Source organism: Bacteroides sp. AM16-24 (assembly GCF_003471885.1).
Classification (GTDB): domain Bacteria; phylum Bacteroidota; class Bacteroidia; order Bacteroidales; family Bacteroidaceae; genus Bacteroides.
On record NZ_QRKI01000008.1, the window covers coordinates 141,834 to 163,880 of the forward strand.

Annotated in this window: 17 protein-coding genes and 1 riboswitch; of the genes, 7 read left to right on the forward strand and 10 right to left on the reverse strand. The window is 41.3% G+C overall.

Annotated elements, in window-relative coordinates; genetic code table 11:
• The first annotated feature begins 3 nt into the window (after positions 1–3).
• Together DW182_RS11395 and thrC are read left to right on the forward strand one after the other, a co-directional pair.
• Positions 4–1,278 carry a cofactor-independent phosphoglycerate mutase gene (locus tag DW182_RS11395; RefSeq protein WP_118295651.1) on the forward strand — a complete coding sequence of 425 codons (1,275 nt, stop codon included), beginning with the start codon at positions 4–6 and terminating at the stop codon, positions 1,276–1,278.
• A gap of 2 nt (positions 1,279–1,280) precedes the next feature.
• Entirely contained in the window at positions 1,281–2,654 is a 1,374-nt protein-coding gene (gene thrC, locus DW182_RS11400) for a threonine synthase (RefSeq protein WP_118295598.1), read from the forward strand.
• A gap of 53 nt (positions 2,655–2,707) precedes the next feature.
• Here the strand turns inward: thrC and DW182_RS11405 are convergent, their stop codons facing one another.
• Positions 2,708–3,022 carry a type II toxin-antitoxin system RelE/ParE family toxin gene (locus DW182_RS11405; RefSeq protein ID WP_118295599.1) on the reverse strand — a complete coding sequence of 105 codons (315 nt, stop codon included), beginning with the start codon at positions 3,020–3,022 and terminating at the stop codon, positions 2,708–2,710.
• Positions 3,007–3,192 carry a hypothetical protein gene (locus DW182_RS11410; RefSeq protein WP_118295600.1) on the reverse strand — a complete coding sequence of 62 codons (186 nt, stop codon included), beginning with the start codon at positions 3,190–3,192 and terminating at the stop codon, positions 3,007–3,009. Before DW182_RS11410 ends, DW182_RS11405 begins: the two co-directional genes overlap by 16 nt.
• 127 nt (positions 3,193–3,319) lie before the next feature.
• Between DW182_RS11410 and DW182_RS11415 the strand changes: the two genes are divergently transcribed.
• Positions 3,320–4,234: a DMT family transporter gene (locus tag DW182_RS11415; protein ID WP_117707897.1), complete on the forward strand. Its 915-nt coding sequence runs from the start codon at positions 3,320–3,322 to the stop codon at positions 4,232–4,234.
• Here DW182_RS11415 and DW182_RS11420 read toward each other — a convergent pair.
• From DW182_RS11420 to DW182_RS11430, 3 genes are read right to left on the reverse strand one after another with little or no spacing between them, the layout of a single operon-like run.
• Positions 4,224–4,880: a thiamine diphosphokinase gene (locus DW182_RS11420; protein WP_117707926.1), complete on the reverse strand. Its 657-nt coding sequence runs from the start codon at positions 4,878–4,880 to the stop codon at positions 4,224–4,226. The genes DW182_RS11415 and DW182_RS11420 overlap by 11 nt on opposite strands.
• 30 nt (positions 4,881–4,910) lie before the next feature.
• Positions 4,911–5,513 carry a nicotinamide riboside transporter PnuC gene (gene pnuC / locus DW182_RS11425; RefSeq protein ID WP_117707898.1) on the reverse strand — a complete coding sequence of 201 codons (603 nt, stop codon included), beginning with the start codon at positions 5,511–5,513 and terminating at the stop codon, positions 4,911–4,913.
• A gap of 3 nt (positions 5,514–5,516) precedes the next feature.
• Positions 5,517–7,811, reverse strand: a complete 2,295-nt coding sequence (locus DW182_RS11430; RefSeq protein WP_117707927.1) for a TonB-dependent receptor — start codon at positions 7,809–7,811, stop codon at positions 5,517–5,519.
• A 34-nt stretch (positions 7,812–7,845) separates the two neighbouring features.
• A riboswitch (TPP riboswitch) is annotated at positions 7,846–7,942 on the reverse strand.
• Between the two features lie 133 nt (positions 7,943–8,075).
• Between DW182_RS11430 and DW182_RS11435 the strand changes: the two genes are divergently transcribed.
• Positions 8,076–8,948 (forward strand): mechanosensitive ion channel family protein, encoded by an 873-nt coding sequence (locus DW182_RS11435; RefSeq protein WP_117707899.1) that lies wholly within the window; start codon positions 8,076–8,078, stop codon positions 8,946–8,948.
• A 104-nt stretch (positions 8,949–9,052) separates the two neighbouring features.
• Here DW182_RS11435 and DW182_RS11440 read toward each other — a convergent pair whose 3' ends face one another.
• Complete coding sequence (locus DW182_RS11440; RefSeq protein WP_044533396.1) at positions 9,053–9,301, reverse strand: hypothetical protein; 249 nt, start codon at positions 9,299–9,301, stop codon at positions 9,053–9,055.
• A 171-nt stretch (positions 9,302–9,472) separates the two neighbouring features.
• Between DW182_RS11440 and DW182_RS11445 the strand changes: the two genes are divergently transcribed.
• A complete protein-coding gene (locus tag DW182_RS11445; protein ID WP_118295601.1) occupies positions 9,473–11,125 on the forward strand; it encodes a DUF5597 domain-containing protein in 1,653 nt (550 codons plus the stop codon).
• Between the two features lie 676 nt (positions 11,126–11,801).
• On the opposite strand, the gene DW182_RS11450 is transcribed toward DW182_RS11445, so the two are convergent.
• Positions 11,802–13,643 (reverse strand): LruC domain-containing protein, encoded by a 1,842-nt coding sequence (locus DW182_RS11450; protein ID WP_233564134.1) that lies wholly within the window; start codon positions 13,641–13,643, stop codon positions 11,802–11,804.
• A 235-nt stretch (positions 13,644–13,878) separates the two neighbouring features.
• Positions 13,879–15,516 (reverse strand): rhamnogalacturonan acetylesterase, encoded by a 1,638-nt coding sequence (locus tag DW182_RS11455; RefSeq protein WP_370449803.1) that lies wholly within the window; start codon positions 15,514–15,516, stop codon positions 13,879–13,881.
• Between the two features lie 375 nt (positions 15,517–15,891).
• Between DW182_RS11455 and DW182_RS11465 the strand changes: the two genes are divergently transcribed.
• A complete protein-coding gene (locus DW182_RS11465) occupies positions 15,892–16,242 on the forward strand; it encodes a DUF1622 domain-containing protein (RefSeq protein ID WP_007667463.1) in 351 nt (116 codons plus the stop codon).
• Between the two features lie 222 nt (positions 16,243–16,464).
• Here DW182_RS11465 and DW182_RS11470 read toward each other — a convergent pair whose 3' ends face one another.
• On the reverse strand, positions 16,465–17,313 hold the full coding sequence (locus DW182_RS11470) for a hypothetical protein (protein ID WP_118295604.1): 849 nt from the start codon (positions 17,311–17,313) through the stop codon (positions 16,465–16,467).
• Between the two features lie 66 nt (positions 17,314–17,379).
• Complete coding sequence (locus tag DW182_RS11475; RefSeq protein WP_007667461.1) at positions 17,380–17,958, reverse strand: Crp/Fnr family transcriptional regulator; 579 nt, start codon at positions 17,956–17,958, stop codon at positions 17,380–17,382.
• A gap of 765 nt (positions 17,959–18,723) precedes the next feature.
• Here DW182_RS11475 and DW182_RS11480 point away from each other — a divergent pair.
• Positions 18,724–21,951, forward strand: coding sequence for a glycoside hydrolase family 2 protein (locus DW182_RS11480; protein ID WP_118295605.1), 3,228 nt, complete (start codon positions 18,724–18,726; stop codon positions 21,949–21,951).
• Positions 21,952–22,047: the final 96 nt, after the last annotated feature.

Genomic DNA, 22,047 nt, shown 5'->3' on the forward strand with positions numbered 1-22,047 from the left:
AAAATGAAACATATAATCATATTAGGCGATGGAATGGCGGATTGGCCTGTGGAGTCATTGGGCGGTAAGACGCTGATGCAATATGCCAAGACGCCTTATATGGATAAACTGGCGAGCATGGGACGTACGGGACGGCTGAAGACTGTTGCCGACGGTTTTCATCCCGGTAGTGAGGTAGCGAATATGTCCGTTCTGGGCTATGACCTGCCGAAAGTTTATGAAGGACGAGGACCTCTGGAAGCTGCCAGCATCGGCGTAGATTTGAAGCCGGGCGAGATGGCAATGCGTTGTAACATCATTTGCATTGAAGGCGATCATATTAAAAACCATTCTGCCGGGCATATCACAACGGAAGAAGCCGATGTACTGGTGAAATACTTGCAGGAACATCTGGGTAATGAACGGGTGCGTTTCCATACAGGTGTTCAGTACCGTCATTTATTGGTGATCAAAGGTGGAGATAAGCGTATCGATTGTACGCCACCACATGATGTGCCGTTGAAACCTTTCCGCCCGTTATTGGTAAAAGCTACAAGTGACGAGCTACAAGCTACGAGTGCTATGCAGGATGATAGCGCAGCCCACTCGTCACTTTCTCCCCTGACTCCTCAACAGACTGCGGACCTGATTAATGACCTTATCCTGCGTTCGCAGGAGCTTTTGAAAAATCATCCGTTGAATCAGAAGCGAATGGCGGAAGGGAAAGACCCGGCTAACAGTATTTGGCCCTGGAGTCCCGGATATCGTCCTAAAATGGAACGTTTGTCTGATAAGTTCCCACAAGTGAAACGGGGGGCAGTGATTTCTGCTGTAGATTTGATCAATGGTATCGGATATTATGCGGACTTGCGTCGCCTGACAGTGGAAGGTGCTACCGGATTGTACGATACCAATTATGAGAACAAAGTGGCTGCCGCATTGGAAGCCCTGAAGACGGATGATTTCGTCTATCTGCATATCGAAGCCAGCGATGAGGCCGGACATGAAGGAAATATAGATTTAAAACTTCTGACGATCGAAAATCTGGATAGCCGTGCTGTAGGTCCTATCTATGAAGCCGTGAAAGATTGGGAGGAACCGGTAGCTATTGCCGTATTGCCCGATCATCCTACTCCATGTGAGCTTCGCACACATACCAATGAACCGATCCCTTTCTTCATCTGGTATCCGGGTATCGAACCGGATAGTGTACAGACCTTTGATGAAGTATCTGTTTGCGAAGGAAGTTACGGATTATTGAAGGAAGATGAGTTTATTAATGAATTTATGAAAAGCTGATTATGAAATATTACAGTACCAATAAACAAGCTCCCGACGCCAGTCTGGAAGAAGCCGTAGTGAAGGGACTTGCTACCGACAAAGGACTTTTCATGCCATATAGCATTAAACCTTTGCCACAAGATTTCTATGATAGTATCGATACTCTTTCTTTTCAGGAGATTGCCTATCGCGTAGCCGATGCTTTCTTTGGGGAAGATGTGCCTGCCGAAACATTGAAACAAATCGTTTACGATACATTGAGTTTCGATGTTCCTCTGGTGAAAGTGACGGAAAATATTTACTCCCTCGAACTTTTCCATGGCCCGACGCTTGCTTTCAAAGATGTGGGCGGACGTTTTATGGCCCGTCTTTTAGGATACTTCATCAGAAAAGAAGGTAAGAGACAAGTCAATGTGTTGGTTGCTACCTCCGGTGATACGGGAAGTGCGGTAGCTAATGGTTTTCTCGGCGTGGAGGGCATTCATGTATATGTGCTTTATCCTAAAGGGAAAGTTAGTGAAATACAGGAAAAACAATTTACGACTCTCGGACAGAATATCACCGCCCTTGAGATAGACGGTACATTCGATGATTGCCAGGCGTTGGTGAAGTCTGCTTTTATGGATAAGGAACTGAATGAGCATCTGCAACTTACCAGTGCCAATTCCATTAATGTAGCACGATTCTTACCGCAGGCTTTCTATTACTTCTATGCTTATGCGCAACTGAAGAAAGCTACGAGTGACAAGCTACGAGCTACGAGTACTATGCAGCATGATAGCGCAGCACTTGTAGCTCGTAGCTCGTCACTTGTAGCTGATTTACCGGTTATCTGTGTTCCGAGCGGTAACTTTGGAAATATTACTGCCGGATTGTTTGGCAAACGTATGGGATTGCCTGTGAAGCGTTTCATTGCTGCCAATAACCGTAACGATATCTTCTATCAATATTTGAAAACCGGAGTTTATACTCCACGTCCTTCTATCGCTACCATTGCCAATGCTATGGATGTAGGCGATCCGAGTAACTTTGCGCGTGTGCTCGATCTTTATGGAGGCAGCCATGCGGCCATCTCTGCTGAAATCAGTGGTACTACTTATACTAATGAACAGATTGCCGAAACGATGCGTGAAACGTGGAAGGAATGTCATTACCTGCTCGATCCGCATGGTGCCTGTGGTTTCCGTGCTCTGAAAGAAGGATTGAAACCAGGTGAAACTGGCGTTTTTCTGGAGACGGCACATCCGGCGAAATTCCTCGAAACCGTAGAAGGTATTATCGATGAAAGCATAGAGATTCCTGCAAAACTGAAAGCTTTTATGCAAGGTGAAAAGCAAAGCCTATCGATGACAAAGGAATTTGCTGATTTTAAAAGTTATCTATTGTCGCTATAAGTACTGATTTTTTAATATCTGCCATGCTGAGTGTAGTCGAAGCATGGCAGATATTAAAAATCCTTCTTGGGAACTTCCTTCAGTTCTCCCATTTTTAACCGGTTATCCCATAGTACAACAACTTCTATCTTCTTGAGGCTATGTCGATAGAAAAGTGTATATCCCGGGTGAGGAATGATGTAGCGTATATTTTCTACTTCTGTTGTTTGTCCGATGAACGGATTCATGCTGATGCGGTGCAATATGTTCTGTAATTGTACATAGAGCACTTCACCAACCTCATTATTCCCATTCTTTAGCTTTAGTATCTGGAATGCTTCCTTCAACTGTTTCTTGGCGACGAGCGACCATATTACTTGCTTAGCCATTCTGCTACCTCCTTGTTTATTGTTAAGTTATTCTGTCCTTCGCGGTTATCCAGTTGGCAGCAGGCTGTTTCAATTTCCCGACGCAGTTGATGAGAGAATGTGAGCACTTGTTCTTTGCTCTTAGGTTCATCTTGCGTTTCGGTACGCAGTGTGTCTTTTTTACTTTTCATAGGGCTATCCTTTTTTGTTTTCCATAGAACATCCTAAAGATACGAATAGTTTTGGAATATCCATGTACGTTGAACAATTTTCTTCTCTCTGTGTTCTCTGCCTTGAAACCAAAATTGCGATATCCGAATGAAAGATAAGAAACTGGAGGCCAATTTAAGTTTGGTAGTCTCGCGAATATTTGCGGGATTGAATATGAATGCCCTGAAATTCCTGTTGCCTGTGTGGATGGGTGCATTGACGGGCGTCACGGTGCGTTGTACTTTTGCTGCTGTGGCGTTCTGGGTGACAGGCTGGTTTGTGAAAGAAGCGCCTATCACACGGCGGCAGCGTATCGGGTTACTTTGTCTGGGGGCATTCGGCATGTATGGTTTTATGTTCTGCTATTTGCTGGGTATCAGTAAGACGACGCCTGTTAGCAGTGCCATATTCAATTCCCTGCAACCTATCTGGGTATTTCTTATCTCCGTTCTCTTTCTGCACGAGCGGGCTACACTGATGAAAATTATCGGAATTTCCCTCGGTTTCGGTGGTGCGCTACTCTGTATATTGACTCAAGGCAGCGATGACTTGGCACATGATGCCTTTACAGGTAATATGTTGTGCCTGCTCAGTTCGGTGTTCTTTGCCATTTATCTGATTCTGAGTAAGAAATTGCTGGAAGAGATTGGCTTGGTGACTGTAATGAAATATGTGTTTGGGGGCGCGGCGCTGTCCGGTCTGGTGATATCTACTATCCTGGGCTGGAACGCGCCGTTGTTCGCCGACGCAGTACATGGAACCTGGCACTGGATGCCGTGGGTGGTTCTGGCATTCATCCTTATTTTCCCTACTTATCTTAGTTATTGGTTGATGCCCATCGGATTGAAGTATCTGAAGACAACCGTAGTGGCCATGTATGGTTATCTGATACTGACTGTGACCAGTGTCGTTTCTTATATCGTGGGGCAAGACCGCTTTACTTGGGAACAGGGGGTGGCTATCGGGATGATATGTCTGAGTGTGTACTTTGTGGAGGTAGCGGAGAGGAAAGCTAATAGTTAATAACTACCAGGTATTCTCCTTCCGCGTGAATACTGAATTCTGTTTCCGTGCTTTCGTTCAGTGTACCTTGCCACCAGTTAGTGAAGTCACTGAGAGGGTATACTAAGCCTTCACCTCGCAGGTTATGGGCACCAAAGTTTATGATTGAAATCTGTTGACCCGGTTGGCTGGGGAAAGAACAGGTATCATGGCAGGGAATAAAAATACCATAATCGGTCAGCATGCGGACATGAACTCCGGTACGCATATAATCAATGAGCAGGCTGATATTTCCTAAAGTATGGTCTTCCCGTTTGCCTGTGGCTCCTACGATAGCGATATTTTTTTTACCTTGTGATAAAAGGAAGTTTACGGCTTTAGTCTGGTCGTTGGTTTCCTGGTCGGAGATGTAATGAAGAATATGACTATATTTCCGGCGGTTTTCTTCACTCAGTGAATCTCCGTCACCGATAATAACATCAGGTACGTTGCCACGATTTATATAAGCATCTGCACCGCCATCGCAGCAAACGATATAAGGAGCGCTTGCCAGTATCTGCAAAGGTATAGGATGAGTCGGATAATCACCATTGGCTAAGATTACTGCTTCCGGTTCACCACAGAGAACACAGAGTTCCACTGAATTTTTATTATCATTTTCTTTCATCATTGTTTCTTTTATCACCTTACCATCTTATCACTCTACCACTCTTTCCATCATCCTCTTCCATTTGAAGTAGCCAAAGATAGCGATTATTGTATAAAGAGCATACAGTCCTGCTGTGAAATCGAGGCCTTTGTAAACATAGAGTCCTGCACTGACAATGTCCACCACAATCCATGCCCACCACTGTTCTACATATTTACGTGCCAGCATCCACATGCCTACGATACTGAGGGCAGTGGTGAAAGAATCAAGCCAGGGTACATTACTGTTGGTGAAACGAATGAGTATCCAGGCAATGCCGACAAAAGTAACGACGAATATAATGCCGAGGGGCAGGTAATATTTCATCGGCATACGGGTAATGGGAAGTTCCTGCTGCCCTTCTTTGATACGTAGATGAAGTTTTCGTCTTACAAAACTGCCGTATTTCCACATCATCCAACCGTAGACGGCTGCCCCCAGATAATAGATATTTATTCCGAAGTCAGCATACAGTCCGGCATCGTAATAGACGAAAATGTAGATAGCAGGCATGATGATGCCCGCTATCCAAAGATAGATACTCGCCCGGTATTCTAACCAGAGGTAGACAAGACCGACGATGGTTCCGATAATTTCGAGAGTTTGTTCCATGTACTAAAAACTCAGCGTAATATGTGCCAGCGCGTTAATACCTGCATTGGGATAGTAGGCTGCATAATTGGATGTATAAAGCAATTTGCTGTCTTTATCCTTTATTTGATTCTTACCGTGACCTTCGTACACAGCACTTCCCGATGCATAGCCGTTGCTTTCGTAGGTTTCGTCAAACAGGTTATAGACTGTTACACCTACATTAACAGATTTCAGCCCTTTCAGTTTGAAAGTATATCCGAGACTCAGGTTGCTAACACAGTAGGCATCCAGCGTACAATCTTCCTGATGAGCATTGTTTAAATATTGCTTGCTGACGTATTGCGTCTGCAAAGATGCATTAAAACCTTTATAATCCAAAGAGATGAGGCTGTTTGCCATGAAGTCCGGTGAGAAAGAGATGGGAGTGGTTCCGATATAGCGGGTGGTCTGCGAGATGCCCCAGCTTTCACTATACATATCTTTCCAGTCCTCATTCACATCATTCAGATATTCGGTGTAATTCTTGATGCGGTTGCGGCTCCAGGTTGCATTGACATCCCAGCGCAGCCAGTTGGTGATGCGGGCGCCTGCCATCAACTCGATGCCCATGCGATAACTGTCCTTCACGTTTTCTGCTACGGGTTCTCCGATTTCGTTCAATTGTCCATTTAGCACCAATTGATTCTTATAATCCATATAGTACAGGTTGACGCCTGCATTAAACCAACCTTTGCGGAAGTTGTAGCCCAGTTCATAGTCGAACATCCGTTCTGATTTTGGTTGCGCAGCAAACAGGTTGTCGGTATAGTTGTTACGTGTCGGTTCTTTATTTGCCACACTGAAGGAGGCATAAAGACTGTTATAGGGATTAATTTGCCAGAAGATACCGGCTTTAGGATTGAAGAAACTGAAATCTTCATCAATATTCAGCGGTTGCAGGTGTGCCGGATCGGCTGTCCAATCCCACTTGTCGTTATTGCCGTTTATCTTGTAGCGCAGATAGCGATATTGCATATCGGCATATAAACTAACCCCATCCAGTATTTCATAATTTACCTTTGCGTAGATGTTGCCATCTGTTTTCCGTCCGATGTTGCGGTAATATTCATGATCGGGGGCAAGCTCACCCAGATAATTCTTCACCCATACCACCTTGCCGTTATGGGTATTCTTATAATAATTCAGTCCGCCACCGATGGAGGCATCTAACTTATCTCCTTTATAATCGAAAGAGAATATACCGCCACCGAAACCACTGTCTACCAGTTTACGGCGTATAAGGTCCGATTTCTCTATAGTGGTACCGTTTGTTTCAAATGGAGTCAAGCCATACTCCACCAGTGTACGCCGATTTTTGTATTCCTCATAGTAACCGTAACCGTCAGTGTAGTGCAGTGCTATGTTCAGCTTCCATGAAGAAGACAATATCTGGTTTAGTAATAATTGGTAATGTGTCTGGCGGTAGTAATCTATCTGATTGTCATAGAATCCGATTACATTTCCTTGGGCATCTTCTATGGCTCCGTTGGGATTGTACTTACGGTCGTTTTCCAATGTTTTTTTATCCAGACCATCCCAAGCATGATATGTTTCTTCTTTTCCGCCGAAGGTGATGAATTTGACGGTAGTCTTGTCGCCATAATATCCGCCCTGCACAAAATAAGATTTCAGGTCGGCACTGGCACGGTCACGGTAGCCGTCACTGTGGATATTAGACAGACGTGCATCAACTCCCCATCGTCCATTGATGAGGCCGGTGCCTACCTTTACCGTTTCTTTATGGGTATTGAATGACCCGTAAGAGCCTGAGAATTCTGCATACGGTGTGGGTAGAATGCCTTGTGTCTTCATATTGATACTGGCTCCGAATGCTCCTGCACCATTTGTGGAAGTTCCTGCACCGCGTTGAATCTGCAAGTCCTGAAGTGAAGAGGCAAGATCGGGAGTATTTACCCAAAAGATAGAATGGCTTTCCGCATCGTTCATGGGTATACCGTTAGTGGTTACATTGATGCGTGTAGCATCTGTTCCGCGCACCCGAATACTGGTGTAACCGATACCTGCACCTGCATCACTCGTTGTCAGTACAGACGGTGTGAACGACAACAGATAGGGAATGTCTTGTCCGAAGTTCTGCTTTTTAAGCTGTTCTTTACTAACATTGGTAAACGCCACCGGAGTAGTTCCCGTGGCACGGGTAGAAATAATTTCTACTTCCTGCAGGCTTATCACCCGCAAGCTGTCCTTTTCATGCGTCTGCGCACAGACGCCCAGCGTTGCCGTCAACAGGCAGGCCGCCATTGCATGTTTTCTCATTGCAATTTTAACTATTAAAGATGAATACAGAAAAGGGGAACTTTTCTTCTTTTCCCTCCGCCGGCACTACCCGGATCAGGTCAATGGGTATGATCTCAGCCCGTCATATTAGGGCACCCCTTAGTTGAAATCGGGAGCAAAATTAAGTGTTTTCGCTGAAACACGCAAATCAAGTGAACGATAACCGGAAATATTTGTTAATTTTGTAATCTCCCGTAATTATTAGGAGATAATGATTTTATTAACTTCAAACGAACAAATATTATGTTAGTATTATTACAAACGGCAATTCCTGCCGATGGAACTGTAGTAGAAGAAGGCTTCAGCAAATTGCAAGTCTTTCTTCAACAATTAATAGACTGGGGTGTAGCTGCCGGTGGAAATATTATTGGGGCTATTCTAATTTTTGTCATTGGACGTTTCCTTATTTCTCTCATTAAGAAGATGGTTTCCAAACTGTTGGCAAAGCGTCATGTGGATGCTGGTATTCAAAGCTTTGTAAAGAGCTTGGTAAATATCCTTCTGACCATCTTGCTGATTATTGCCGTTATCGGTAAGCTGGGTGTAGAAACAACCTCCTTTGCTGCCTTGCTGGCATCTGCTGGTGTGGCTATTGGTATGGCTTTGTCCGGTAATCTACAGAATTTTGCGGGTGGCTTGATTATTCTCTTGTTCCGTCCTTACAAGGTGGGGGACTGGATAGAAAGTCAGGGGGTATCAGGTACGGTACGTGAGATACAAATCTTCCATACGATTTTGACTACGGCTGATAATAAAGTGATTTATATACCGAACGGAGCCTTGAGCAGTGGTACAGTGACCAATTATAGCCGTGAAGATACCCGCCGTGTGGATTGGGTAATTGGCGTAGAATATGGTGAGAACTATGATAAGGTGGAAGAAACTGTTAGACGGATTATTGCTGAAGATAAGCGTATCCTTGCTGACCCGGCACCTTTTGTAGCCCTTCATGCTTTGGATGCAAGCAGTGTAAATGTTGTTATCCGTGTTTGGGTAAAGAGTGGAGATTATTGGGGAGTTTACTTCGATATGAACAAGACCATTTATTCTGTATTCAATAAGGAAGGTATCGGTTTCCCTTTCCCACAACTGACAGTACATCAATCAAAGGATTGATAGTAGTCTGGAACTGATTGCTGTAAAAGAATAGGGGGCATAGCAAGTTGTTGTTATGCCCCTTATTCTTTATAGTTAATACTCGTGATAGTTTTTACTGTAAATCACATTTCATATACTCCGAGTTCTTCCTCTATGGCTTCGCATTCATCTTTCTCTATATGTAGTAAGCGATTGATTTCCCTTCGCTTTTCAAGATCAGTGAAATAACTTTCTACTACGGTATACAGATCGAACCCTTCGGTGGAACCTGCTGCCATGTCTAATGACTCTACCATTTTCTCTACTTCCCTGTGAATGCGTTCCTTGTTGATGAAATGCAACTCATTACTATGAATCAGATACTTTTCCATGATCGTTGGTATTTAAAGTTCTATTGGTATAACGTCTGTCGTGAATGGTTAGTTCATACAAAAAATAATAATTCCTCTCTGGGTTAATAAAGAATTAATGGCTTTATTAATGTTCCGCGCGTATTATTGCCAAATAGTAACTGAAGAGTTAATTTAAGAAGTAATAATATTATGAAAAAGGTAATTAGTATTTTCCTGTCTTGTTTACTTTCAGCAAGCTTTAGTCTTATGGCACATGATTTGCCGAAGTTGGTGACAAACGAATATGGGGTGAAGCAACTGTTATTGGATAACCAACCCTATGTTATGCTTGCTGGAGAGCTTATGAATTCAAGTGCATCTACCCTTGAAAGTATGGCACTGAAATGGCAGCATTTGAAAGATCTAAATCTAAATACGATTTTGCTTGCAGTAACCTGGGAACAATTGGAACCGGAAGAAGGTCAATATGATTTTGCCATTGTAGATGGTCTGATTAAAGAGGCTAGGAAATATGATCTAAAGTTGGTCTTTCTTTGGTTTGGAAGTTGGAAAAATGGAACTTCGGGATATGCGCCCTATTGGGTGATGAAAGATACCAAACGCTTTCCGCGCATGAGAGACGAGAAGGGACAAAATCTTCCATATCTGGCTAACTTTACCTCAGCTCTGACTAATATAGAATCAAAAGCATTTTATAAATTGATGGACCACATCAGGCAGATAGATAGTGAGGAGCAAACTGTGTTAATGGTTCAGGTAGAAAATGAAGTTGGTATATTGGGGGATAGTAGGGATCGTTCACTTCTGGCGGAGACTCTGTTTAAAAAAGATGTACCGGAACAGCTCATGAAATACATTGTTAAAAACGAGAAGAAAATCTTGCCGGAGATTATAGAACAGTGGAAAGCCCATGGAAAGAAGCTGAAGGGGAGTTGGGAAGATGTGTTTGGAAATGAGAGCAATAGCCTGGCGGATGAGATGTTTATGGGGTGGAATTATGCTTGCCATATCCAGGAGGTAGCATCTGCTGGAAAGAGTGCTTACCCGATACCTCTGTTTGTTAATGCATGGACTATTTATCCTAAAGACCCCATACCGGGAAAATATCCAAGTGGAGGACCAAATGCCAGAATGCTTGATATTTACCAATTGGCTGCACCTGCAATAGATGTCCTTGCAGTGGATAATTATAATGAAGATTATATATCTAAATTGAAGGAATATGATAGAAACGATAATCCGATATTCGTTCCTGAGGCTGTGGCTTTATTCCGAGGGGAAAAATGGAGCGGCCCTGCCAAGGCATTCTATACCTTGGCTGAATATGATGCTATATGCTTTTCTCCTTTTGCTATAGATAATTATAGCGTTTATAATGAAAAACATCCATTGAGAGAAGCATATAAAGTATTGAAGAATCTAATGCCATTGATCGTAAAAAAACATGGAACGGGACAAATGAGAGGTTTTATGCAACAGGAGAACAGAAGTGATAAAATTGATTTTGGTGACTACGAAATGAATATACATTATCATGCGACTGAGCCTTATGAAGGATATGGTCTTGTAATCCGGTTATCGGAAGATGAATTTTTAGTTTCCGGTTATGGCATAAATGTGTCTTTCAATTCGAAGGATAGGAAACGTCCGGGGATTAGCTATGGGACTCTGAGAGAGGGATACTTTGTAGATGGTGAATGGAAAACGTTAAAATATCTGGGAGGTGATGAAGCTATGCAAGGCGTGGGAGGAGTGAAAATGCCTTCTGTTTACACAGATGCGGAAAGGTCTCCAGATCTTATAACGACAGTAATCATCAAAGTTATTCCGGTAGAGAAATGAGGATTTTTGCGCAAATCCCTGTAAATGCCTCTGTCTTAAAAGAAAACAGAGGGTAACTCCGCATTATTCTTCCAAAGACTCTTGGTTCTTTGCTTGAGAGCAACAAGAAGGATGAAAAGAAGGTCGTATGAAAATCGGTCTTTGCTTTATTGTTTTTGTTCTTTTGCCTGCAGCAAAACTTTGTTCCGCAGTTGCGGGCTCTATGTTTTCCATACAGGGGCTATGCAGTCCGCAATTGCGGGACGGACAGCCCCCAGCCGGAAAATGAAGTTTTGTTTATAGCATAATGACATTAACATTGAAGCTTTAGGGGAAAAAGTAAGGAACATATCAGGCTTTTCCTTTATGATTCAGTTTTCTATTAATGGGATTATGGATTCCTACTCCTTAACATCTAACGAAATGATCACTCCTTTACTCCTGAAATGAATAATTCTGGTTAAAAAAGGGATATTTGAATGAATTCGGTCAAAGTTTGCATGGCTTGTGTTAAAAGGTTGTAAATTAGTGTGCTGTGGGCTTGAAAAAACTCTTTTTTTATCTGCTTTTCGGTGTAGGATGAAATTTTCCGACACCTTCCTACACCACAACCTGCACTAACTATCTTTTTGATAATCAGATGAAAACAATAGCAGGTGTAGGGTGTAGGCAATATTGATGCAAACTTGATAGTACTCTATTGTGCGGGATGCATATACCAATCTTTATTAGTTTTGCCTTCAGACTGTACCCAATCGTTGAATTGGGGATAAGCTAAGTCGATTCTTACACTTTCATCTGGTGTAGGGAAATCCTTAATACTTGCTAAATTCAGAGCAAAGGGAAATTTAAGCCTGTTCATTACGTAGTAGAGTCCTTCATTAGGGCGTGAAGCATCGCTTCCTGTACCGAATAGACTGAAATCAGCCTTGTCTGTCGGAGGATATTTTACCAGATGTACTTCTTTTCCTCTACCTTTGTCCGATTCTACAAAGATGAATGGATTATATGGAGGCACGACATTTGCTTCTACAAGATCGTTCAATTCAAAACTTATTGTGATTGTCTTTTCAAGTACATCGTTGAGGTCATCGAATAATAAGAAAGTAGGATGACTTTGTCCGGGTTCTTGATTGGCTCCCTGCATATATTGTGATTGTCCGGTTCCATCTATTGTTATATTACTTACATCGCCAGATGAGACATGACTCAACTGGAAGCCAAATCCTGATTGGAGTGTACCACCATTATGACGTGGAATGAATTGATTCTCTATTTTATATACTCTATTATTACTCGTGTTTTTATACACTTTGCATGAATAGTCTATCATCACATCATTCATATCATAGTCACCCATTGATGGCCACAAGTCTTCAAAGGTCAGTGTACCATAGTATGTAGTGAAGTTCTCCGTGTTACTCGGTGGATTTCCTACATCCGGTATTGTAGGTGTATTGCTTTCGTCTATTGCTCCCTTCTCTTCTATTTGCAGATAGAAAGTGGCGTCATTGTAACGAAGGTCGATATTATCTTCGAATCCGATAGCTACAAGCTGATCAGAGTTGGGATCCCTTAATGAAATGCTTCGTTGTTTTCCATCCGAATTTAGGTGAGAAAGGGAGAATCTGGTATATTTTTCATCGACTTTGGGTTTGATATTTCCTGCCTCGAATCCCATTCCTTGCAACCACCATCCGATGGTTACTCCTGCCGGAAATTCATCATGAAATTTTTCTCCATCCCAATATTTCAATAAGACTCTGTCTCCACTAACCAGTGCTCCTGTTGCGCCTTTGTGAGCAATAGAGGTGGCACTGGGGAATGCAATGATTCTTTGCACTTCTGATATACTTTGGGGCTCTTGTCCGGTAGGGTAACTAAAGTAGCCAACACTATTGTTCCAGGCAGCGGAACTGTTGATGAAACATAAGTAAACTTTTGTGGATTTGATAATTTTTATCTCAGAGCTAACGCCAGGAGCGAAAAATGCTTTTCCATAATCCCTTTGCTCCATAGCAGTTCCATTGTATTTGACGAATATCTCATTTATATTATACAACGTTTTTGCATCAGGCAGCACTCTGCCGGGTGTTAGATAAGTAGGAGTTCCGAGGGCACTCCAATCACCCAAGGTTAGCCAGCCGTCAGGATATTGATGATTGTTGGGTGTTAAGGCTCGGGTTGTTGCTTTTGCAATGTACTTCTCCTGATTGTACATGATAGAGTTGTCGGTAATTTCTAACTGAATGGGAGAGAGTGTTCCGGCATACTCTGAATATAACCAAACCTCCGAAAGAGCAGACTGAATTTGTATCTCGCCGGAAAATTTGCCATCTTTATCTGTGGCGGCACGATAAATGGGAGAGAGGCCTTTTTTGATAAGTTCCCCGTTTTCATTTTCTATTATCGGATTTTCGTCGTAGAGGTCGAATAAGACAACATAGTCTTTTCCTTTGAAACCATAGTCCACAGACAGGCTTATCTTCTGGTTTAAGTCAAAATCGAAGAACTGGTCTGCCGGAATTTTAACATACACATCATTTTTTTCTAAACAACTTGTTGCTAGTAATAGTGCCGAAGTTATGCAAGTAGCAATAAATAAAAATCTTTTCCCCATAAGATTATGAATATAATAATCTGCAATTATACGAAGAAAAATGATTCTTTGTTATTTTAGGTGAATATATTTTTTCTTTTACTCATTTTTTACAGGTTTGGAGTGAAAAAAGAGTGTATTATAGCAGTGATAGGAACATGTTTTCATATAATTCCTATTTTAAAAACTTTTTCAGTGGACAATCTGTAGTTTTTAATCCTTTTGCAATGCTTCGGGCATTCATTTGTGCTCCTTTCAAAGAAGTGTGTGTATGATCCGTATTATAATAAACTGCAGTTTTCTCAGGTCCTGCTTTTTGGAGTTTATCAGCAGATAGTTTATTCAGGTCTATAAAGTAAGCACCGGTTGCTTCTGCCGCTTCGCGTGTCCACTTGCCATAACTCTCAGTATTGCGCTCTATTTGTCCGTCTTTCCATTTATTACGGGGTGTATGACTTAAAACAATGGGAATCGCCCCCTTTTCCTGGGCATCCATAATAAATTTGCGGAGGTACCAGCCAAAGGTATAGACTACTTGGTATTTTCCAGTCTTCTCCATTAGGAAGACTTTACTTTCGTTTCCTGAGCCATGTAACTCACCGCGGGCTTTTCCTGTGTTGATATCTCCTCCGTCATTGTGTCCGAACTGGATTAATACGAAATCTCCTGGTTTAAGTGCATTATAAACCTTGTCCCAACGTCCTTCGTCCAAGAAAGTACGGGCGCTACGTCCTGCCATAGCACAATTCTCTACCGATATTTTTTTCGGATTAAAGATATCGGCTATTACGCTTCCCCAGCCCCACATACCATTTTTATCATCGTCTTTGTTTTTGACTGTACTGTCGCCAATGGTGAATACTACCGGACATCCTTCTTTTCGGCTGGAACCAGTGATCGTATCTTGTTCAATTGGTTTCAGATAGTTAGCCAGTTCCAGACCTGCGTATTCCCGAATACCTTCGGCAGCAGATTCAGCATTTACTTTTGCTCCGAAAGCACTGGTGTGAATGCGGTCTAAATAGAACATATATTTAACTTTCTCCTTGCCGAATTTCTCGAACTTACGGGCAGTGATATCACTCAGATCAATGAATGGAATCTTTTGTTCTTCGGCTATTTGCTTGGCCCATAGACCAAAAGTGTGATTGACACGTGTGATAACCGTACTATCCTTGTCTTCCCAAGCATTGCGGGGAGTCAGGGAGAATAGGATAGGATGGGCGCCTTTTGCTTTTACATCCTGTACGAAACGGCGCATATATTCTCCGTAAGAGTATACAGTTTCCTGTACTCCGGTTTCCTGAATAGTGACATTCAGGCTGTCTTTACCGATACCTGGTATGGAGGCACGTGCACGACCGCTATCATAAGGGCCGTTGTCGTTATGTCCCAGTTCAATAATAACCCAATCTTCTGCCCGGACGCCTTTAATAACATCCTGCCAGAGACGGTTATAAAAGGTACGACTGCTTGTTCCCCCCAGTGCATGATTTTCTACAGTGATTTTATTTGAATCGAAATGATCGCCGGCATAATATCCCCATCCCCATTGTCCATTGTTACCATTCCCTAAGGTTCCGGTACGCATAGTAGAGTTACCCACTAAAAATAAAACGGGATTATCTCCTTTTCTACTTGATCCTGCTACAGGTCTTGCTGTGTGGGCTTTATTTAAACTATCCAGTGTGTTGTCAATAACTTGGTTGACGTCTTTCATGGGTGCAGTAACCTTGTTCTGAGCTTGTGCAGACAATCCAAAGGCAAATGTCATACCTACTATCAAATAGCTGTAAAATGTGTGTTTATCCATTTTTCTATAACCTTAAATTCTTTGTTTGTGCAAAAGTAGGCGAAATATAGGTTTCTGTAAATGGAATATTATTCAGAATTACTGTCTTTTTGTACACTCAAGTGGGATTCTTTTAAAATAAAATCTCCAGTCTTATTGAAATTGAGTTGTGACGGAGCTTTTCTTGGAATCGATTGTCAGGTTGAAGAAATATCCACCATTTACATCTTTTTCAGGAGCAAATGAATATCCCATACTACATTGCAGGTAAGGCACCCATCGTTTCGCTGCCGCGAGCTGGTACCCGATATCTGCAAAGACCGGTATCAATGCTTTTTCATAAAAAATCAAACATTAAAGTGTTTTGCAATGTTATATTAATAAACTTCAATCGGCATGCTTACTACTTTCTTAAATACATTAGCTACAATAATCAGTGTGACAAGTCTTCTAATTGTCACCTATGGAGCATTAATCGGAATAATATCTTTTCTGATCAATGAGTTCAAAAGGTTCACGGGCAAGTATTCGACTACTAATATCCGAAAACTACGGGCAACTTTCGGAACTTATTTGTTGCTCGGACTTGAATTTTTAATTGCATCAGATATTTTAAAAACAGTATTGGAGCCAACTTTGAATGAACTGGCTATTTTAGGTGGTATAGTTGTTCTGAGAACTATTTTATCCGTCTTCCTGAACAGAGAAATCAAGGATCTGGAGGCTGAAAGCGAAAAAGATCAATGATGCTGTAGAAAGTGAAATTCTTTGTGTTAATTATTAACATAAAGAATTTAAATAGTTAACAACTTCCTTCATTCTATTAAACCATGTTATAAATGTCTCCGTTTAGTCTTAGAAATTTGGAGATATCCTGAAAGTCCGTATCTTTGCAATGTGTTTTTCATAGTATTAGATTTAAGGTTAACAAAAGATTGGCTGTCTGGGATAGATAGCCTTTTTTTATGTTTACTTTATACTATCTCTATATAGTCTCCCATCATAACTTTTATATTTAGTGTCACTGTACATGCAAACTAACATATTGCTATAATCCCAAATTGCTTTATTGGCTTCCTTAGATAAATTGGTAGCTAAAATGCCGCTCCCCAATATACCCGGGTTACAAGGAATCGTATCTTTTCTGATTGAATTCATGATTAACTCAATACAGGTATATTCTTTGATGTTTTCTTCCTCCAGTCTATTCACTATATATTGGTTAATGTGTATTTTGTTATTTCCAGTCATAAAACCGTACCACAATAGGCATTTCATACCTGCTTGGGTTGCTTGTATTAATACATCCAGATAGGTTGTTCCCGATATTCCCTTTTTATCAATTTCATAAGGATCGATATGGAGGAAGGAAGCTTGGGAAAGTGAGGGTAGTAGTTTTATAATCCCTTCGAGTGAATCCGTATGACAGGTCTGGATATGTGATTCTAATTTCACTTGTTTGGCATAGGATTCTATATTTTCTAAAGCATCTTTTTCTATATCAAAGAATAGATATTGGGATGTTCGTTCTGCCAATGTATTCATAGCTAAAGCGGGAGAACCTAAATAATTTCCTTTTGCCATTTCTGTGCTTTCCAGCTTGTAATAAAGAGATTCCCTCAAAGGTTTTTCTTCACGGGCTTTCTTCAGGAAATAGTAAATGCCGTATTGCTGTTCCGGGGTATGCGCCATTTGATAAATGGCGGATGCTGAATTCGTTTCTATGTATATCTGCGGTTTTTCGATTTGAAGAACTTCACAAAGCACCAGATGCTTGAATACATCAGCTTGTTTCCCATAATGAGTGTAAGTTGCCATACTTTTATGATTTATGTTTATGGCGGCAATATTAAGCTATATAGAGTGAAAAAGCCTTGACCAAAGTCAAGACCTTTCGTTATACAGTTGTTTTTTTCTTATTCTGCTGAGGGTTTCGGGAGTTATGCCAAGAAACTGGGCTATTTCTTTGAATGAAAGCTTTTCTTGTAAACCGGGGCATCTTTTCATTAATGCATGATAACGTTGTTCCGGAGTATCGCAATAAAATCCCAATAGTCGTTGATATATTTCTGCAAACATAGTTTCGGCTATTTGCCTTCCTAATCGTTGGGTGTCCATGTCTGTTTCCCAGAATTGATTGAGTTTGCTCAAAGGGAGGAGATAAACCTCACATTCGGTCGAAGCTTGTATCGTGACTGTGGAAACTGTCTGTTTCATGAAAGAAGGATAGTCACAAACAAAGTCATTTGCAAAGCTATAGCCTACTATCCATGTATTGCCATTTGCATCTGTATGAGACAAACGGAATATACCGGATACGACAAAGCCTATCTGATTGTTTTTCTCATTCTGCTGTACCAGATATTCGTTCTTTTTAATTTTCATCAGGAGCCCTTCTTCCAAGAATAATTTTTCAAGCCTTGAGGTATCCGGGGGACTATCTTTTACATTAAATTTGTCCATGATTATTATATTAGTACATACGACAAAGGTACGAAGATTGCAGAATGAATGATATAGTTCTAAACTAAAATAAGTACTGAATAATATTATATATGCGAATCAGTAGTTGAAATTCATTCATGATCGTACAGAAATGAATAAAAGAGTGGTAAGATGATAGGGTGGTAGGGTGATAAAGTGGCTGCGCTATATATCACGGAGTGTTATCCCGCTATCACTTTATCACCCTACCATCTTATTACATTTTGTTCAAATCCCTGAGAAAGATTATGTACCAAGTTGTTTTTTAATGATTACATGACTAAAAGTGCCGTCAGAAGCCTTTCTGAACGGGGTGACTGTTTTTTACTAAAACCTTATCGGATTTTTACTAATTTTCCGGTAGATTTTTACTAATTTTCAGTCGTGAATTTAGTAAAAATCCGAAGCCCTTTTAGCAAAGGGTGGGACGGATGTATTATGTGTAACTATTTTTTTTCTTATTTGTTTTCCCAACCGAAGAAAAATAACTTAGTAATAGCTGATTGCAGTGCAGACCTTTATTTATGTAATTCGCGTAATTTGTGTTTTGTTCATAATTCGTCCAAAATGAACATAATTCAACTACTGATTTGCATTATTAATAGAAAAGTTCTGGATTCCGGAGGATTAATGTGTTTTTAATCCAATATTAATTCTGTTTCGGCTTACTTTTTAATGTCACCCTGTTTACTTTGCAGACAGGAAAAACAAATATGTCTAATACCTAATTAATAGTATTCTTAAATGAAACGAAATGCAATTTTATTAAGCTTGTTGACGACTTTGTTTTTGCTGCCGGGAAAGGCAGTGGGACAAACCACATCAAGCGATGGTAAATTGGTGTACAACTTCCCGTTTGCACCAAGTGAGGGTCTTGTGAATAGAACAGAAAAGGAGTATAGGAAAGAAATCTGTCTGAATGGCTATTGGGATTTCCAACCTGTGGCTTTGCCGGGTAGTTACGTGCAAGGTAAAGGAGTGGCACCGGAATTATCATTGCCCAAAGAAGGTGCATGGAGTAAAACCCGTATAAAGATTCCTTCTCCATGGAATATAAACTCTTTTGCTAACAGAAATGTAGAGGGACCTGATCATCGCAACTACCCGTCTTATCCGAAAGAATGGGAACAAGTGAAAATGGCGTGGATGAAAAAAACTGTAACTATTCCTAATGACTGGAATGGTCAGCAGATAAAATTATATTTTGAAGCTGTAGCCGGCTATACTGAGGTCTATATCAATAAGGAAAAAGTAGGAGAGAATTTTGATCTTTTTCTTCCATTCAGCATAGATATTACGAATAAGGTAGCTGCAGGTGAAACCGCTGAAGTATGGGTGGGAGTTCGCAGTCAATCTTTGTTTGAAAACAACTCTACAATTGGGCGTCGTATTGTTCCTGCCGGTTCTATGTGGGGATATCACATTGCCGGTATCTGGCAGGATGTATACTTGTTGGCATTGCCTAAAGTACATGTGGAAGATGTATATGTGAAGCCGTTGGTTTCAAAGAATATGCTTGAACTGGAAGTGACTGTACAGAATAATACGGAAAAAAAGACAGATCTGCAACTTCAAGGTAAGATTAATGAATGGGTAAACCTGGCTGGGACAGATGTTAATTCTGCTCCTGTACCTGCATGGGAACTTGGACAGGAAGCTTTGAAAGTGGCCCCTGTTAAAGTTAGCATCCCTGCCAATGCTTCAACAAAAGTTGTGTTGCAGGTTCCGGTATCCGGTGAGTTGAGTTATTGGACTCCTGAACAACCGAATCTTTATGCCGTATTGCTTTCATTGCAGGCTAAGAAAGAAATTCTTGATATGAAATATGAACGTTTCGGATGGCGTGAATGGACATTGCAAGGTACCACACAGTACCTGAATGGTAAACCTTATCAGTTGAGAGGTGATTCTTGGCACTTTATGGGTATTCCGCAAATGACACGCAGATATGCGTGGGCATGGTTTACTGCCATTAAAGGTATGAATGCTAATGCAGTTCGCCCTCATGCACAGATTTATCCTCGTTTCTACATGGATGTAGCTGATGAAATGGGTATCTGCGTATTGAATGAAACTGCTAACTGGGCGAGTGATGGTGGTCCGAAACTGGATTCTGAGCTCTTTTGGGAAGCATCAAAAGAACATTTGAAACGTTTTGTACTCAGAGACCGTAATCATGCCTCTGTCTTTGGTTGGAGTATCAGTAATGAAAATAAACCTGTGATTTTGCATGTTTACAACAGACCGGAATTGATGCCTCAGCAGAAGAAAGCTTGGGAAGATTGGAGAGACATTGTTCGTGCAAACGACCCGACCCGCCCATGGATTTCTGCCGATGGAGAAGATGATGGAGATGGCATCTTGCCGGTTACAGTCGGTCATTATGGGGACATGAACTCAATGAAACATTGGGTTGGAATAGGTAAACCTTGGGGAATCGGTGAACATAGTATGGCGTACTATGGTACGCCCGAGCAGGTTGCTAAGTATAATGGTGAAAGAGCCTATGAATCGCAGTTGGGACGTATGGAAGGATTAGCTAATGAGTGCTATCACCTCCTTGCTAACCAGCGTAATATGGGAGCTTCTTACAGTACCGTTTTCAATATGGCATGGTACTCTTTGAAACCGCTGCCACTGGGAAAGAAAGATATGACTACAGAACCGGATATCAATAAAGATGGTATTTTCTTTACTGATTATAAAGAAGGTGTGCCGGGTGTACAACCGGAGCGTGTAGGTCCTTATTGTACAACATTCAATCCGGGATATGATCCGAATCTACCTTTGTATGATCCATGGCCTATGTATGATGCTATGCGTGCAGCCAATGCACCGGGACACTCTGCTTGGTCTGCTTATGCTGATATTGACAAAAAACAATATGAAGCACCGACAGCTACTCCGGCTGAGAAATATAAAGAAGTGATTTTCATAGGCGGAGATGACAGTAAATTGAAAGGTATTCTGGATGCACAAGGCGTGAAATTTGCTGCAAAGATTACTGCACCTGCACGTATGCTCTATATTGTAGATGGTACTTACACTTTGTCTGCTGCTGAAAAGAAGAGTATGTTAGCTAATATTGCTAAGGGTGCTGATGTATGGATTTGGGGATTAACACCTCAGACATTGAATGTATACAATGAGATATTACCTCTTCCGGTAGCATTAGATAACCTTAAACGTTCTTCTTTCTTGCCGGTTCAGAAGTCATGGATACGTGGCTTGAATAATTCTGATTTCTATTTCTGCGAACTTCAGAGAGCTGATGCTTCAGAATATTCATTAACAGGTGCGCTGGTAGAAGAAGGAGATGTCTTGCTGAATGCTTGTAAAACAGATTGGAGAGCTTGGAATAAACGTCCGGAGGAAATCAAAACTGCCGGTACGGTGCGGAGTGAGTACGAATGTACGGCTGCTACTCCTGTGTTTGTGAAGTATCAGAAAGATGCCTCTTGTTTCTATATCAGTACCTTGAAAGAATTCACTAACTCTGAAAAGGGATACAATACACTGGGAGTGATTTTAAAGAATGCCGGTATTGATTGTAATGAGATTGAAGTAAAATCAAATGAAGTCTTCTTCTTGCGTGATAATCAATTGGTATTTCCTGTTGCAGCGAAGGAGAAGTTAGTGAAAAAAGCGGATGGATGGGCCTTGGATATCTATGTATTTAGTCCGCGCCCTTTGGATGACTTGCTGATTGAACCGAATATGCCGAAGCTGACTTTGGTTGTGAAAGCAAAGGAATGCCAGCTTGCTATTAATGATAAAGCATATGTAGCCGCTTCGCAAAATAGGCATGAGGCTACTTATAAAGAACTACCCTTGCTGCAAGGTTGGAATAAGGTAAGCATAAAAATAGGAGAAAGAGATAAAAATGAATTCAGTGGTAACTTTAGATGTGATAATAGAAATGAATTCCTTTCTTCGTTGAAAGTGATGTTTGTCAATCCTGAAGTGAAATAGAGAGATAGGTAAAGGGATTGAGGAGAAGCGTAGTTTTCAAATAGGTTCTTTTTCGATAAGTTCAGTGTTAATCCAGTGTTGTGCGAGGTAATTCGC